Annotated in this window: 17 protein-coding genes; 11 read left to right on the top strand and 6 right to left on the bottom strand. The window is 66.3% G+C overall.

The features are described from left to right. The first annotated feature begins 13 nt into the window (after nucleotides 1-13). The gene (locus tag P8R42_01160) at nucleotides 14-1,507 is read left to right on the top strand and encodes a sulfatase (protein MDG2303255.1); all 1,494 of its coding nucleotides are present in this window, start codon (nucleotides 14-16) and stop codon (nucleotides 1,505-1,507) included. Nucleotides 1,508-1,643: 136 nt separating this feature from the next. Here the strand turns inward: P8R42_01160 and P8R42_01155 are convergent, their stop codons facing one another. Beyond that, nucleotides 1,644-2,921 (bottom strand): MFS transporter, encoded by a 1,278-nt coding sequence (locus P8R42_01155; GenBank protein MDG2303254.1) that lies wholly within the window; start codon nucleotides 2,919-2,921, stop codon nucleotides 1,644-1,646. A 4-nt stretch (nucleotides 2,922-2,925) separates the two neighbouring features. On the opposite strand from P8R42_01155, the gene P8R42_01150 reads away from it, so the two are divergent. From P8R42_01150 to P8R42_01125, 6 genes are read left to right on the top strand one after another with little or no spacing between them, the layout of a single operon-like run. Further along, nucleotides 2,926-3,639: an HAD family phosphatase gene (locus P8R42_01150; protein ID MDG2303253.1), complete on the top strand. Its 714-nt coding sequence runs from the start codon at nucleotides 2,926-2,928 to the stop codon at nucleotides 3,637-3,639. A 45-nt stretch (nucleotides 3,640-3,684) separates the two neighbouring features. Next, nucleotides 3,685-4,230, top strand: coding sequence for a hypothetical protein (locus tag P8R42_01145; protein ID MDG2303252.1), 546 nt, complete (start codon nucleotides 3,685-3,687; stop codon nucleotides 4,228-4,230). Between the two features lie 10 nt (nucleotides 4,231-4,240). Next, on the top strand, nucleotides 4,241-4,684 hold the full coding sequence (locus P8R42_01140) for a nuclear transport factor 2 family protein (GenBank protein ID MDG2303251.1): 444 nt from the start codon (nucleotides 4,241-4,243) through the stop codon (nucleotides 4,682-4,684). A 45-nt stretch (nucleotides 4,685-4,729) separates the two neighbouring features. After that, complete coding sequence (locus tag P8R42_01135; protein MDG2303250.1) at nucleotides 4,730-7,066, top strand: CoA transferase; 2,337 nt, start codon at nucleotides 4,730-4,732, stop codon at nucleotides 7,064-7,066. Continuing rightward, nucleotides 7,063-7,362: a ribosome assembly RNA-binding protein YhbY gene (gene yhbY / locus P8R42_01130; protein MDG2303249.1), complete on the top strand. Its 300-nt coding sequence runs from the start codon at nucleotides 7,063-7,065 to the stop codon at nucleotides 7,360-7,362. The genes P8R42_01135 and yhbY overlap by 4 nt, the downstream gene beginning before the upstream one ends. Nucleotides 7,363-7,395: 33 nt before the next feature. After that, nucleotides 7,396-7,707, top strand: a complete 312-nt coding sequence (locus P8R42_01125) for a hypothetical protein (GenBank protein ID MDG2303248.1) — start codon at nucleotides 7,396-7,398, stop codon at nucleotides 7,705-7,707. A gap of 123 nt (nucleotides 7,708-7,830) precedes the next feature. On the opposite strand, the gene P8R42_01120 is transcribed toward P8R42_01125, so the two are convergent. Continuing rightward, a complete protein-coding gene (locus P8R42_01120) occupies nucleotides 7,831-8,448 on the bottom strand; it encodes a TetR/AcrR family transcriptional regulator (protein MDG2303247.1) in 618 nt (205 codons plus the stop codon). Nucleotides 8,449-8,523: 75 nt separating this feature from the next. Here P8R42_01120 and P8R42_01115 point away from each other — a divergent pair, with 75 nt between their 5' ends. Together P8R42_01115 and P8R42_01110 are read left to right on the top strand one after the other, a co-directional pair. Continuing rightward, the gene (locus P8R42_01115) at nucleotides 8,524-9,804 is read left to right on the top strand and encodes an SRPBCC family protein (GenBank protein MDG2303246.1); all 1,281 of its coding nucleotides are present in this window, start codon (nucleotides 8,524-8,526) and stop codon (nucleotides 9,802-9,804) included. 1 nt (nucleotide 9,805) lies between these two features. After that, entirely contained in the window at nucleotides 9,806-10,360 is a 555-nt protein-coding gene (locus P8R42_01110; GenBank protein MDG2303245.1) for an aromatic-ring-hydroxylating dioxygenase subunit beta, read from the top strand. Between the two features lie 7 nt (nucleotides 10,361-10,367). Here the strand turns inward: P8R42_01110 and P8R42_01105 are convergent, their stop codons facing one another. The 3 genes from P8R42_01105 to P8R42_01095 are packed head-to-tail and all read right to left on the bottom strand — an operon-like array spanning nucleotide 10,368 to nucleotide 12,590. Then, entirely contained in the window at nucleotides 10,368-11,162 is a 795-nt protein-coding gene (locus P8R42_01105; protein ID MDG2303244.1) for an SDR family NAD(P)-dependent oxidoreductase, read from the bottom strand. Between the two features lie 22 nt (nucleotides 11,163-11,184). Next, entirely contained in the window at nucleotides 11,185-11,877 is a 693-nt protein-coding gene (locus P8R42_01100) for a hypothetical protein (protein MDG2303243.1), read from the bottom strand. 2 nt (nucleotides 11,878-11,879) lie between these two features. Further along, nucleotides 11,880-12,590: a hypothetical protein gene (locus P8R42_01095; protein MDG2303242.1), complete on the bottom strand. Its 711-nt coding sequence runs from the start codon at nucleotides 12,588-12,590 to the stop codon at nucleotides 11,880-11,882. A gap of 41 nt (nucleotides 12,591-12,631) precedes the next feature. Between P8R42_01095 and P8R42_01090 the strand changes: the two genes are divergently transcribed. Further along, complete coding sequence (locus tag P8R42_01090) at nucleotides 12,632-13,699, top strand: D-2-hydroxyacid dehydrogenase (GenBank protein MDG2303241.1); 1,068 nt, start codon at nucleotides 12,632-12,634, stop codon at nucleotides 13,697-13,699. Between the two features lie 17 nt (nucleotides 13,700-13,716). Continuing rightward, nucleotides 13,717-14,130 carry an SRPBCC family protein gene (locus tag P8R42_01085; protein MDG2303240.1) on the top strand — a complete coding sequence of 138 codons (414 nt, stop codon included), beginning with the start codon at nucleotides 13,717-13,719 and terminating at the stop codon, nucleotides 14,128-14,130. A 60-nt stretch (nucleotides 14,131-14,190) separates the two neighbouring features. Here P8R42_01085 and P8R42_01080 read toward each other — a convergent pair whose 3' ends face one another. Further along, complete coding sequence (locus tag P8R42_01080; GenBank protein ID MDG2303239.1) at nucleotides 14,191-14,904, bottom strand: aquaporin family protein; 714 nt, start codon at nucleotides 14,902-14,904, stop codon at nucleotides 14,191-14,193.

The raw sequence follows: 14,904 nt of genomic DNA, 5'->3' as shown, positions 1-14,904 counted from the left end.
GTAAAATTGCGCGATGCGATTCGCGCGTTGGCTCGCCATGGGCCTGGGTTGGGCCGTGCTTGTTTCCCTCACGGCCGCGGTTCTCGTCTTCGCAGGGCGCTGGGTTCAGGTGAAGCTGTTCCCCGCCCCACCCGAGGTGGTGCACGGCGCGGAGAAGGCCGAGTACCTCGCCGGTCTCGAGCCGGTCGATCCGCAGCAGGCGCCGAATTTCGTCGTGATCTTCTTCGACGATCTCGGGTACGGTGATCTCTCGAGCTACGGGAACCAGCTCATCGACACGCCGCGCATCGACCGGCTCGCGCAGGAGGGCGTTCGGATGACGAGCTTCTACTCGGCGTCGCCGGTGTGTACGCCGGCGCGCGCCGCGTTGCTCACCGGGCGGTACCCGGTGCGCTCGGGGACCGCTGCGCATGTCTTTTTTCCCGACAGCATGCCGCTGGGCACTCTTCGGAGGATGGGGGGCTACCCGAACGAACTGTCGAAGGACGAGATCACGGTGGCGGAGGCGCTCGGCGCCGCCGGTTACGCGACGGGAATGATCGGAAAGTGGCATCTCGGCGCGCTGCCCGACTACTGGCCGAACGATTTCGGTTTCGACTCGTACTACGGCGTGCACTGGAGCAACGACATGATGCCGCTGCACGTGTACCGGAACGCGGAGATCGAGATCGAGGACACGACGGACACCTCAAACCCCCTCGGGGCGTTCCGCGATGAAGACGACAAATTCGAACGAACCGAGGGGGTCGATCAGACGCAACTCACCCGGCTCTACACCGAGGAGGCGATCCAGTTCATCGAGCAGCATCGCGAGGAGCCGTTCTTCCTGTATCTGGCGCACACGGCGCCGCACGTTCCGCACTTCGCCGACCCGGAACACGCCGGTGAGTCCGAGGGCGGGATCTACGGAGACGTGGTCGAGGATCTCGATCGAAGCACCGGGGCGATCGTCGACGCCATCGATCGGTTGGGCCTTGCGGATCGAACCCTGGTGATCGTGACGAGCGACAACGGTCCCGACTACGACGGTAGCCCCGGGGGCCTTCGAGGGCGCAAAGGCGAAACGTACGAAGGAGGGCAGCGCGTTCCGCTCATCGCGAGGTGGCCCGGGTCGATTCCACCGGGCCAGACGACTGACGCCATGGGAATGAACATCGATCTGTTTCCGACCCTGCTCGGCCTGGCCGGGCTCACCGCGCCGAGCGACCGTGTCATCGATGGTCGGGACCTCGCCTCCGTCTGGGAGAGCGGTGCACCCAGCCCGCATCCGTTCCTCTTCTACTTCCCGGTCATGAGCGAGGATCCCGACGCGGTTCGTGATGCGCGGTTCAAGTACCTGGCCGAGACCGGGCAACCTGGGCGGTCGAAGCCGACCCTGACACTGGTCGCGACGGATGCGGAGAATCACAACCTGATTCTCCGGCATCCGGAAGAGGGCAAACGACTCGCAGGAGCGCTGGACGAGATGCGCGCCGAGGTCGAGACCAACCCACGCGGCTGGCGCTAGCGTCCCAGGATGCCGGTCGGTCCGCACCCCCGTGTCGGTGACGAGGCCGACTCCGCCGGCCCGGGTCGTCTGAAGACGGATGTACTTGCTTGCCGCGGTCATCGGCCGGACGCTTGGATCCGAGCACGGCCGGAGTTCAAGAGGCGTCGACGGTGCGGATGTCGTTGCGAATGCTGCGTGCCGCGAGCAGGTTCAATGCGGCGGCGAAGAGCGGGGTGACGCTGATAGTCGCAAGCGCATAGCGAAGCGCATCGGTGCCGTACGTCGCTTCGAGTCGTGTGCTCCAGTCGCCGACGAGGTAGGCGCCGAGGCCGAGGCCGACGAAGTTGAAGACCATGGACCACAGGGCCGCGGAGAACGCCCGCCGGGACGGCGGCGCGAGCCTCTGCGCGATGGCCGACGTCGCCGGTGCGGCAGCCGCTCCCAGAAGAGAGGCGACGGCGCTCCAGGCGAATGCCACGGGCATGATGCCGAGCGTCTGATCTCTCGGCCAGAGATAGAACGCCATTGACGTCGGTACGAACGCGGCGTTTCCCAGGGCGCACGCCCACGCGAACCAACGCGGGTCGCGAGCAGCGAGGCGGTCGGTGACCCGCGCGCATACGTACGCGCCGAAGAAGCTCGGCAGGGGGCTGATCAGGAAGTACCAGGACGCTGCGGTCCGAGCGTCCATCTCGTACGTGCGCCGTAGGAACGACACCTCCCAGCTCGACCGACCGAAGACGGACAAGCCGGCGATGCACATGGCGACGAGAGTCCATCGGTACGAGGGGAGGGCGAGTAGGGCGCGCGCCGCGTCCCACATCGATTCCGTTTGCACCGGGAGCGTGCGAGGCGGTTCCCGGACGGTGAGACGCACGACGATCGCGAGGAGCAGGCCGGGGACGCCCATCGCATACAGAGCCGCGCGCCAGCCCCATTCGTGTTGGATCCAGCCACCGACCAGGAAGCCGAGCCCGAGCCCGGCGACGGCGCCCATGGGTAGGACGGAGAGCCCGCTCGCGAGGGAGCGCGGTGCGTAGTCGGCGATGAGGGAGTGCGCGGGAGGCCCGCCGCCGGCCTCGCCGATGCCGACGCCCATGCGGGCGAGGAGAAGCTGGGGGAACGTGCGAGCCATCCCGGTGGCCACGGTCATCGCGCTCCACGCGAACAGGCTGATTGCGATGATCGTGCGACGCACGCCCCCGCGATCGGCGAATCGGGCGATGGGGAGCCCGGCCAGGAGGTGGACGATGGTGAACGCGAATCCCATCAGCAGGCCCATCTGCCGGTCCGTGAGATCCATCTCCGTGCGGATGTCCTGCGCGACGAGCGCGACGATGCTGCGATCGACGACGTTGAAGGCCGTGACGAGGAGGAGCAGCCCCAGTACGTAGCGCGAGTAGGCGGTGGAATACGGAGGCGCGGGGTCCATGCGGATGCCGACCATAGAACGCCCCGGCCCGGGCAACAACGGCCTGCGCGGCGGCGCGTGGTCGGCTATCCTGGGATGGATGAGCCAACATTTCGATGCGGTTCTCTTCGACTTCGGGGGGGTGTTCACGGCATCTCCGTTTCAGGCGGTCGGCGGTATGGCAAAAGAGCTCGGTACGTCGCCGGATCGGCTGATCGACGTCGTGTTCGGCTCCTACTCGTCGGACACCGACCACCCGTGGCACCGACTCGAGCGCGGCGAGCTCGCGATCGAAGAAGCGCGCGAGGCCATCCTCGGAATCGGCTCCGAGCACGGGTTCGAAGCCGACCTCTACAAGCTGTTCGCGGCCTTGGCAGAGTCGGGCGGTATTCGTGAAGCCCTGGTCGACTGCGCGCGCGGGCTGCGGCGCAACGGATTCCGAACCGGACTGCTCACGAACAACGTCGCCGAGTTTCGCGAACACTGGCGCGGCACAATCCCGGTGGACGAGCTCTTCCACGACGTCGTCGATTCCAGCGAGGTCGGGATGCGAAAACCCGACCTTCGAATCTTCGCACTCGCGTGTGAAAGACTCTCGGTCGAGCCCGCGCGTTCCATCTTTCTCGACGATCATCCGGGGAACATCGACGCGGCTCGGAAGTCGGGCCTTGTCGCCGTTCTCGTCGAGGAGGACCCGACGGGCGCGCTCGCGGAACTCGATCGGCTCCTCGGTCGCTGACGACGCGAAGGTTGCCATCGGCGTTCCCGGAAGCGAAGGATGTCGATGCGCAACTCTTGGGCTCTCTTCGTCGCCGGCGTTTCGCTCGCCTGTCTCTGTCTCGTACCGATCGCCCTCGCCGCCGCAGAGGGTGCTGCCTGGGTGAAGGTCGAGCCCCTTGCGGAGGGCTTCATCGTCCAGATGCCGTTGCTGCCTGAACGAACGGTCAAGGAAACCTCGACGTTCGCTGGTACGGTGGAAGACGTGAGCTATCGCGCGAAGCGCGGCGGCGAGACCTTCATGGCGACGCGCGTGGACTTGCCCGGCATCGCAGCGTTTTTCATGTCGGACTCGTCTCTCCTCGACAGTATTCGCGACAGTTTTCTTGAGAAGGGAAACGGGACCGAGAAGACCTACGTCGACGTGAAGCGAGACGGTTACGAGGGCAAAAAGCTCGATTTCACGATGCACAAGGACGCCGCCAAGGAAGACGCCCGTGCGGAGTTCTTCATCGTCGATGGCAAAATGCTGAGCTTCACCGGCATCGTTCCCCATGGCCACTCGATGGCCGATGTGGACCGGTTTCTCGCCTCGATCGACATCGAGGACTGACGTTTCCGGAATGACCGCTGACCATCTCCTGGCCCGGGAGGCCATCCGCGATACCGTCGCGCGGTACAATCTCGCGGGGGATCGAGGCCGGCTCGAGGAGTTGGCCGCCTGTTTCTGCGAGGATGGGGTGCTCGAGATCCGCGGGGATTGGGAGGCGCGGGGGCGCGAGGCGATCCTGGAGCGGCTCGTCCCAGTCCGTGAGAACACCGGTGCGTGGGCCGAAGGGGCCACCATGCGCCACCACCTGACGACCCACCGAGCCGAGATCCGGTCGGCGACCGAGGCGGATGCCTGGACCTACTTCCTGGTCGTGACGGATCGGGGCCTGGACCATTCGGGACGTTACGTAGACCGGCTACGCAAAGTCGGGGGCGAGTGGCTGCTGTCCCATCGCAGCGTCCTGGTGGACTGGCGATCCGGCACGGGCCGCTTTGCGCTGCCCTCCGCGAGCTGACCGCACGATCTTGTTCGGGACGGGGGCGGTCCGTAGAGTCTGCCCATGTTCAACTCCCCCCTCGGACACCTGCGCGTCGTCGATCTGACCGATCTCCGTGGTGCACTCGCCGGCCGGCTCCTCGCGGACCTCGGCGCCGACGTTGTCAAGATCGAGGCTCCCGATCCGCACGCGGACATGGAGTCGGTCGCCTACTTGTACCGCAACGCGAACAAGCGCGGTGCCTTCCTCGACGTCGAGGGTGAGTCGGGACGAGAGCGCTTCGAATCGCTGTGCACCGGCACGGATGTTCTTATCGAGAACCTCGGTCGCGAGCGTCAGGAGGCTCTCGGGCTCACGCCGAAGCAAGTGGCGGAGCGCTATCCGCACCTCGTGCACGTGTCGCTGTCGGACTTCGGCAGCATGGGCCCGAAGGCCGACTGGCACTTGGAGCCCCTTCCCGCATTCGCGGCGTCGGGCGCGTTGTTCGCGTCTGGCTTTCCGGACCGACCGCCGTGTTGGCTTCCGGGTTTCGCTGCGCATGATTGCGCCTCGGTGTACGGCGCCGTTGGTGCACTCGCGGCCGTCATGGACCGCGACCGACACGGGCAAGGCCAGAACGTCGAGGTCTCGGTGCAGGAGGCGGGGATTGCCGGTCTGAATCCCTGGGCGATTCCGCTCGAGGATTACGGACGCACGTACCCAATCCTGCCCTCTGCGCCGCCGCGCAGCGCGGACGGGAACTATCTCGTTCTTCCAGCATCCGACGGTTGGGTGCGCATCGTTCCGGGCAACGTCAAGCACTGGCGCGGCCTCCTAGAAGTGCTCGGGCAGCCCGAGGCGCTTCAAGGCGAGCAGTGGGAGAACATCGTCTTCCGGATGCTGAACAGCGACGTGATTCGCGTCGTGGCATCGGAGATCACGCAGAAGCATACGCGCGCGGAGCTATTCGAAGAGGCGCGCAAAACAGGGCTTCCGCTGGGCCCGGTGCATCGACCCGAAGAATTCGTTGCGTGCGAGCAGAGCAAGGAGCGCGAGACGTTCGTCGAGACCGAGTTTCCCGGTCTGGGCGACGCGCCGTTCTGCGCCCCGGTGTGGAGCCTCTCGGAAACCCCGGCGACGGTCCGCCGCCCCGCGCCGCTGGCGGGTCAGGACGATCTCGAGGGCTTTTCGCCCCGGAAGATCGCGGCCAAGACAGACGTGGCGGGCGCTGGCCTGCTCCTCGACGGCGTCCGCGTCATCGAGTTCGGCGTGGCCGCGGTCGTTCCCGAGTTGGTCGGTGTCCTGTCGGAGTTCGGAGCGGAAGTCATCAAAATCGAGTCGCGTGCCCATCTCGACGTTCTGCGGTTGGCGACCCTGGACGAGGAGCCGAACCGAGCCTGGACGTTCAACGACGAGTGTCGTGGCCGCAAGAGTGTCTGCCTCGATCTATCGACCGAAGAGGGGCGCAAGCTGGCGCTCGACTTGTGCGCGACCGCCGATGTCGTTGCGGAGAACCACCGCGGCGGCGTGCTCGAAGGTCTCGGCCTCGGTTACGAAGACGTCGCCGCGCGCAATCCGAAGGTGGTCTACTTCTCCTCGCAGGGCTACGGCCGTGGGGGGCCGCTCGATCAGATGCAAGCCTTCGGGCCGCTGAATGCGGCGTTCGCGGGAATCCATCCGTTCTGGAATCACGCCGACGTCCCGTATCCTTGCGGAACTGCGCTGAACCACCCCGATCACATCGCCGGCAAAATCGGTGCGCTCGCGGTCCTCGCGGCGCTCGATCACCGGAACAAGTCGGGCGAAGGTCAGTTCGTCGAGATGGCGCAGACCGAAGCGGCCGCCTACTTGTTCGGCGAGCTGTACCTGGAAGAGGCATGCACCGGGCGCGCACCCGAGCCGCGTGGCAACCGAAGTGAGACCGCGGTGCCGCACGACGTCTATCCCTGTGTGGGGGAAGATCGTTGGTGTGCCATCGCAGTCTCCGACGACGCGGCGTGGGAGCGCCTCGTCGCGGCCGTTGGCTGGGACAGCGAAGAGCGGTTCGCGCGCGCCGAGGGGCGGGTCGAGGCTCGTGAAGAGATCGACGCGAGGCTGACCGAATGGACGCGGACGCGCCCGTCGGAAGAGGTGACCGAGATCCTGCAAGCGGCGGGCGTGTCGGCGATGTTCGTGCAGGGCCCCGATGAGCACCGGCGGGACCTCCATCTGGCGGCGCGCGGCGCACTCGTCACGCTCGAGCACCCGGAGGTGGGCTCGGCGCGGCATGTGGGAAATCCGCTGCGCCTGTCGAAGACCCCGTTGCGCGCGGCGGCGGCCGCGCCTCTGCTCGGGGCGGATACCGAGAACGTTCTCACGGAGGCCCTGGGCCTCGGCGCGGCCGAGGTCGAGCGGTTGGTGGAAGAAGGAGTATGTCGATGAATGCCCTCACGGGAAAGCAGCGGCGTCATCTGCGCGGTCTGGGGCATTCCCTCGAGCCGGTGTTGCAGGTGGGTAAGGGTGGCGTCACAGAGTCCGTGATCGCTGCAACCGACGAAGCGCTGCTGGCGCATGAGCTCATCAAGGTGCGCCGGGGTACGGAGTGTCCGTCCGATCGCGATGAAGTCGGCTCCGCGCTCGCATCCGGGACCGGGGCGGAAGTCATCCAGACTCTGGGGCACACACTTCTCCTCTACCGAGCGCACCCCGAAGAGCCACGCCTCCAAGTCCCCTCTTAGGAACCACTCATCTCCGGCTTCGGTCCGGTCCCGGTGGCGGGATTCCTCTTGCTGACGACCCTCGTCGCGGTGCTCGTTCCCGTCGGCGCGGCCGCGGTGCTTGGGCCCATCGGGTTCACCCTCGGATACCTGGGGACTCGCCTGCTCGGACTCGCACCGCGTCAGCGCCGGGCGATCGCGCTCGAAACGGGAATCCAGAACGCGCCGCTTGCGCTCGGAATCGTCGTGCTGAGGTCCTTGGGACCGATGCCGCAGGAGGTGCTGCGGGTGCCGCTCCTCTGCGGTGTCCTCGTGGTGCCGGCCTCCGCGATGATCGCGGTGGCCTTGCGTCGCACGGCCGCGTAGCCGGATCGGTAGGGACGTTCTTTAATCGTCACTCTTGTCGTGCCCCGGTCGTGCACATCACCCCGCGTCTGCGCAGAGGACCAGCCGAGTTGCGGTCCAGGGGCGCTGTTCCGGGGGCGTGGGTCATGAGGAGGGCATCACTGCGCGGGCGAGTCGTTCCAACAGCTGCTTCTGGCGCGCGACGTTGTCGGGGTTGGTGATGTCTCCGCCGCCCATGGATTCAAACGCGCGCTGCGACAGGAAGTAGCCCGTCGTCAGGTTGAACAGCGCGATGATGCGCAGGGCGAGGTCGACTCGATCGAGACCCACGGCGACCGGCTCGAGGGCTTCGATGCCCTGGGCGAAGAGTCGATCGAGCCACGTTTGGAGCATCTGATTGCCGACGGACGACGGGTCGCCCTGCAGCGCCTGCTGGAAGAGGGCGGCCATCGACGGGTGCTCGAGGAGGAGATCCGTCATGACACCGGGGAGTTCGGCCTGAGCGCGCGCGGGATCGTGATGGCTCAGGCGGTTCTCGAGTGCCGCTGCCATTGGGGAGAGTGCCCGGTCGAGAACGGCAGCGTAGAGGTGCTGCTTGCTCTCGAAGTGGTTGTAGATGCCGGGCTGCTGGATGCCGGCCTCGCGGCAGATCGCGCGCAGGGAGGCCCCCTCATACCCATTCGTGGCGAACAGGGCCTCCGCGACGTCGAGAATCCGCTCTGAGGTTCGCTCTCCCTTGGTTTTCATCGCTCCGTCAGGCATCCGGTGCCTCCTTGATACCGATATTATCGACTGATAGTTTTCATTCAACCCCTTCAACGACCGGTGGTGCGACGAATGACAGACGGAATCGGCAACGTGGTGAACGACGACGCGACGCTCATCAGCAGGCGAGCGTGGAGCGATCCGGCGATCTACGAGTTGGAGAAGCGAGGCATCTTCGGGAAGGCCTGGCTCTTTCTGGGGCATGAATCGCAGATCCCGAACCCGGGGGACTTTGTTCAGGCGTTCATGTGCGAAACGCCGATCATCCTCGCGCGCGGCACCGAGGGTGGCGTTCATGCGAACGTGAACAGCTGTAGTCACCGTGGTCTTGCGGTCTGCCGCGCGAGTCGCGGCACGGCGACGAAGTTCGTGTGCCCGTACCACAACTGGACGTACGACCTCGGCGGGAACCTGCTCTCGATTCCGCAGGAGAAGCAGCTGCGAAACGGGGCAGACAAGAGTCGTCTCGGTCTCAAGGCAGTTCCGCGGGTCGAGATATGGAACGGCCTGATCTTCGGCAGCTTCAACGAGGAGATCGAGTCCCTCGACAAATACCTCGGTGACATGAAGTTCTACCTCGAAGCGTTCTTCGATCGTTTCCCGGCCGGCATCGAGTTCATGGGCGAGGCGCAGCGTTGGGTCATCAACGCCAACTGGAAACTCCCGGTCGAGAATCAGCTCGGGGACGTGAACCATGGTCCGTTCCTGCACTCGAACGTGCTTCCGCCCGAGGCGAACAACGAGATCATCGCGCATGGAGTGAGTGTCGTGCCGAAGCCCGGGCACGGGGCCACGTTCCGGTTGATGCCGGAGGGCACCGCCGTCGATCAGGTCGCGTGGGGCTTCGAGGGCATGGCCGCCTTCGTGGGTGGGCCGGAAGTGCAGGAGTACCTGAACGAGCTTCAGGCGCACGCCGCGGAGCGGGTCGGGCCGCTCCGGTCGCGGATGAAGGGGCTCACGTACGGCATCTATCCGAACTTCTCGTTCCTGTGGTCGAGCACGGCCTTCAAGGTCTCGCATCCGCGGGGACCGGGGAAGGTGGAGTACTGGTCGTGGGCCGTGGTTCCGGCCGACGCTCCTGATTCCGTGAAGAAGGCGCTGCGCGGGAACCACACTGCGTTGTTCGGTCCCGGGGGAATCATCGAGCAAGAAGACTCGGAGGCGTGGTCCCAGCAGTTCAAGGGCACCAAGATCGACTTCGTCGAGGATCGCCCTTTCTACTACGGGCTCGGCCTGAACGAGGAGGCACCCCACGCGGATCTTCCAGGCCTCGTGAGCGTGACGGCGAACGAGTTCTACGCGCGCAGCTTCTTCCAGCGCTGGCGCGACGACCTCCGCGCGGTGGAGAGCTGAGATGCCGGAACCGGCCGTGACCCCTGAGCTGCAGTTCCAGGTCGAGCAGTTCTACTACTGCGAGGCGCGTCTCCTCGACGGTCGCCAATATCGAACCTGGCTTTCGTCTTGCAGCGAGGAGGTGCGCTACGTCATGCCGGCGCGGGGCAATCCTCAAGTCGACAACACGATGCGCGGTCAGGAAGAGATGATCAGTATCGACCGCGAGCTCGAGGGAGTCGAATCGGGCGGCGCACCCTACCGCGAGGAGAGCTACCTGCATCTTTCGATGCGCGTCGATCGGGCCTTCAAACCGAATTCCTGGTCAGAAAACCCGCCGGCCCGCACGCGTCGGATCATCGGCAACGTGGAGATCGTGGAGGTTTCGGAGAGCCGGTTGTCCGCGCTCAGCAATTTTCACCTGTACTACGCGCGGCCCTCGAGTGAGAGCTTCCTCTATTCGGGCCAGCGTCGCGACGTGCTGCTGCGCGAGGGCGACGGCTTCAAGCTCGCGAGTCGGGAGATCGTGATGGACCTCGCGAACATCGAGTATCCGACGCTCGGGCTCTTTTTCTGAAGAACTTCTAGCCGACCTTCACGGACTGCCCGCCGTCGACGGGCAGGATCGCGCCCGTGACGAACGCGGCTTCGTCCGAAGCGAGGAACAGCGAGGCGTAGGCGACGTCCCAGGCCGTACCCATCTTGCCCCGCAGCGGCACCTGCGCGTCGCGCTGCTCGATGAGCGTGTCGCGCGGGATGCCGGTGGCTTTGGAGATGGTCTCGATCGCCATCGGGGTGTTCATGAGTCCAGGCATGATCGCGTTCACGCGGATCCCGTGCTTGGCGTTGGCGATGGCCATCTGCTGGGTGAGCGCGTTCACGGCGGCCTTGGACGTCTTGTAGGCGGCGAGCGGCATCGCGGCGACGGCAGCGACGGAAGAGATGTTCACGATCGAGCCGCTCTTGTGCGCGCGCATGATCGGCAGCACGTGCTTGCTCGCGAGGAACACCGTCTTCAGGTTCACGTCGAAGATGTGGTCCCAGTCGGCCTCGGCGAGACGCATGACGCTCGCGTCGCCGTGTCCGATGCCGACGTTGTTCTGCAAGATGTCGATCCGCCCGAACTTCTCGACGCAGGCCTGCGCGAGGTGAGCACAATCGTCTCCGTTCGTTGCGTCCGCGGCGAGGGCGATCGCCTCACCCCCTTCTTCGGTGATGAGCGCACGGGTCTCCTCGGCCGAGTCGATCCGCCGGTCAACGAGCAACACGCGTGCGCCCTCGCGCGCGTAGAGAAGGGCGGTGGCCCGTCCGTTGCCGATGGTTTCGCCGGGCGTTTGTCCCGCGCCGACGACGATTGCGACTTTGCCTTCGAGCCTCATTTGGCGGTGTTCCTTGGGGCGCTCAATCCCGAAGCCTGAGCGGGTTCATGCGCCCGGGGAGCAGGACCATCTCGTCCAGGTCCTGCACGACGTGTTCCCTGTACTCGAGCCAGGTGCGGAACTCGGGGTCGGCTGGCGCGGCTTGGTGGAGCGCTCCGAGGGTTTCCCAGTCGGGCAGGGCCCACAGCACGAGCGCTTCTCGGGGGCGCCACGCGACGCGGTACGCGCCGACGATCTCCCAACCGAGCTGGCCGAAGACGGGCTGCAGCCGGCCAAGTCGCTCGAGGTAGGCGGCGGGCTCTCCCATCGGGAGGGTGACGATCTCGTGAACGAAGACCCGTCCCCGAACCGCGTCCTGAGCGAGGCCTTCGCGGTCACGCGTGTACGCGGTAGGGAGGAGCACGCGATCGTGTCCGCCGCGTCTCAGGTCCGTGTTCGCCTTCCACCATGCTTCCATCTTGCTGTCGCGCTGGTGGTCCTGGAACTGGCGCGCGAGCGCTCCGGTGAGAGTGTTCCAGCCCTCGTGTTGCCAGATGTTGACCACCTTGGGCGCCGGCCCCGAGTGCTCGGCGGTGCGAAACAGGCCCAAGGCCTCCGAGTGCTTCACGCCCGCGCGACGACGGGCGGGAATGAACCCGAGGGACAGCACGCTCGCCATGTACTCGTCTTCGCGGCCCGGGACGACGCGAATGATCTCGTGCAGATAGATCGCCACGGTCAGGTCCCGAGAGCTTCGGCCGGTGGTGCGGCGAGAAGCCAGGCCTCGCTGTCGTCGAGCAGTTCGCGTTCGCGCCTCGCCCATGCCGCGCGCTCGGGGTCGGTGTCGAGGGTCTCCATGGTTTCGCAGACGTGTGCCCAGTCGCGGAACGACCAGAGGTTCATACCGAGATTCGGGCGCAAGGAATGTGCGTACGCGCCGAGGAGCGAGATGCCGCGGGCCGTGGCGACTGGCAGGTATTCGGAGGCCAGCGCCGCCTGGTATTCGTGGAAGGCTCCGGGGCGGCTGCGCACGTTCTCGCGCAGGACGACGGAGCCGGCGCGGTCTTCGGCGCGGATCTGTGCCCGGGTGGGCGAGAAATCGGCGCCGATGAGCAGGTCGTGTCGACCACCGGCGCGCAGCGGCAGCGAGTGGCGTTCGAGTTCGCACCCGTAGGGGTCGTTTTCCTCGAGCGGGAAGCGCGCAGCCTGGGCGCGGCCGAACTGCTCCCAGTCGTCCATCTCCCACAGGACATTTGCTTCGGGCCAACTGGCGGTGCTGCCGGCAGTTGCCCAGACACCAACCATCCGAATGCCGAACTCGTCTTCGAGATGAGGCGCCCAGCCGGTTTGGAGTCGATCGATCAGTGCGCCGCGGCCGGCGCCGGTGATGTCGATGGTCTCGAAGACGTAGATCGCCATGGGGTTCGAGGCCGATACGATCAGACCCACCCGGGCATGACAAGCGCGTCGCGGCGCACTACGAAATGCGGATGGCCCCAGCAAAGGAAGAGCCCATCGTCGTCTGTCTCGGCTTCCCTGCGATGCACGACCCCGCCCAACTCGATGCGCTACGTGCGATCGACCCGCGCATCGAACCCGTGCCGCTTCCGGTCGACCCTGCATCGGACTGGATCTCGCCGCCACCCGCCGAGCCGCACGACGAGCCCCCTGCGTGGGGCGCGACCGTCGCGGTCGAGAGGGCGGAAGCTCTCGCGCGAGCTGAGGTGCTGATCGGGCTGCACACGCCGAGCGATCTCATGCGCCGCGCGCCGCGACTGAAATGGATTCACTCGGTCGGTGCGGGTGTCGACGGGTGGGTCGCGGCGGGGGTTTCGGCCGATCGGGTCTTCGTCACGAACTCGTCCGGGCTCGGGGCGCGGTCGATCGCCGAGTTCGTTCTCGGTCGGCTGCTTCAAATCTGGAAGAACCTGCGGGGCCTGGAGGCCGCGCAGCGCGAGCACGAGTGGGTCGGCGCCCATGGTAGGACCTTCGGCGGTACGACAATGGGAATCGTCGGCCTCGGTGCGATCGGGGAGGAGGTGGCGATCCGTGCGCGTGCGTTCGGGGTCCGCGTGCTCGCGCTGAAGCGATCGTATCGACCCGGCATGACGTCACCTGTCGCCGACGAATTGTTCGGCCCGGGAGACCTGCACGCGATGGTCGCGCGCTGCGACACGGTCGTCGTCGCGGCACCGCACACGCCTGAGACCGAGGGCCTGATCGATGCGGAGGCACTCGCGGCGATGCCTCAGGGCTCCGTGCTCGTCAACGTCGCGCGAGGACCTCTGGTCGATTCGGCGGCGTTGCTGGAGGCGATGCGCAGCGGTCACCTGGGCGCCGCGGTTCTCGACGTCTTCGACGAGGAGCCGCTGCCCGCGTCGAGTCCATTCTGGGACCTTCCCAACACGTACGTCTCTCCGCACGGGGCGGTGGCGGTCGATCGGTACATGGAGGACCTTTTCGAGCTCTTTGCGGAGAATCTGCGGCGGTACGCGACCGGCGAGCCGATGAGGAACCGCGTGGACATGGATGCCCTCGGCTTCCGCCGGGGGGCATGAATCGCTAGGGAGTCCTCATGGCACAGACCACCGTCAAGGCAGAGATCGCGGTTTCGGCAGACAAGCTTTGGGCGCTCGTGCGCGACTTCGGCAACGTCCCCTGGATTCCGGGTGGGGACGAGGCGACCGTCGAAGGGGAGGGCGTCGGCATGGTGCGCGTCCTCATGGGCGGCGCGTTGCGAGAGCGTCTCGAGAGCATCGACGAAGGCGGGAAGCAGATCGGCTACACGATCGATGAGGGTCTGCCGGTTCCCGCGAAGGACTACCACGCCACGATGGTCGTCTCGGCCGCCGGAGCGGAGAGCGCCCAGCTGGTGTGGAGCTGCACCTACGAGCCCGATGGCGCGAGCGAAGCGGAAGTCGGCGCGCAGTTCGAGGGGCTCTACGACGCGATGATTGGCTGGATCAAAGAGAACCTCGGCGTGGCCTGAGCGGCGAGGTCGCTGGTCCTCGATGTCGCGCCGAGATCCGCGATCGAGCGGCGGGCGGGGCTAGCTCCCGTCGTCCATTGCGCGGCCGATCACTCGTGGGGCGACGGTTTCCAGGTCGGGCACGAGCCAGCGGAAGAGCAGTGTCGCTGCGACCGCGCCGAGGAGCTGCGCGCCGATGAAGGACGGCGTGTCGGTGAGGCGGATCCCGGCGAAGCTGTCCGAAAGAGAACGGGCGAGTGTGACGGCCGGGTTGGCGAACGACGTCGACGACGTGAACCAGAAAGCGGCGGTGATGTAGGCGCCGACGGCGAACGGTACCGCCGTCGACCGAAGTCGCGAACAGCCCCAGATGATCGACAGCAGACCGAAGGTCGCGACGAACTCACTCAGCAGCTGATGCGGCCCCGCACGGATCTTGCTCGCGAACGTCACGATCGGAAGCTCGAACATCGCGTTCGCGACGAGCACACCCAGCACGCCGCCCACGATCTGGACGAGCACGTACGCGCCCATCTCGCTCGCGGGCAGTCCGCCCTCGATCCCGGCGGCGAGCGTCACGGCCGGGTTTAGGTGCGCGCCGGAGATCGGGCCGAACGTGAGGATGAGGGTCACGAGCACGGCGCCCGTGGACACCGTGTTCGCCAGCAACGCCAGGGCTTCGTTCCCGCCCGCCAGTCGCTCGGCCATGATCCCAGAGCCGACGATCGCGCAGAGAAGGAAGCCGGTGCCGACGCCTTCGGCGACGAGGCGCCGTGAAAGATCGAAAGTGCGCAT

It is taken from the genome of Candidatus Binatia bacterium, from assembly GCA_029243485.1.
In the GTDB taxonomy this organism is placed as follows: Bacteria; Desulfobacterota; Binatia; order UBA12015; family UBA12015; genus VGTG01.
The sequence above is the reverse complement of the archived record's forward strand: the minus strand, read 5'-3'. Positions and strand labels throughout refer to the sequence as shown.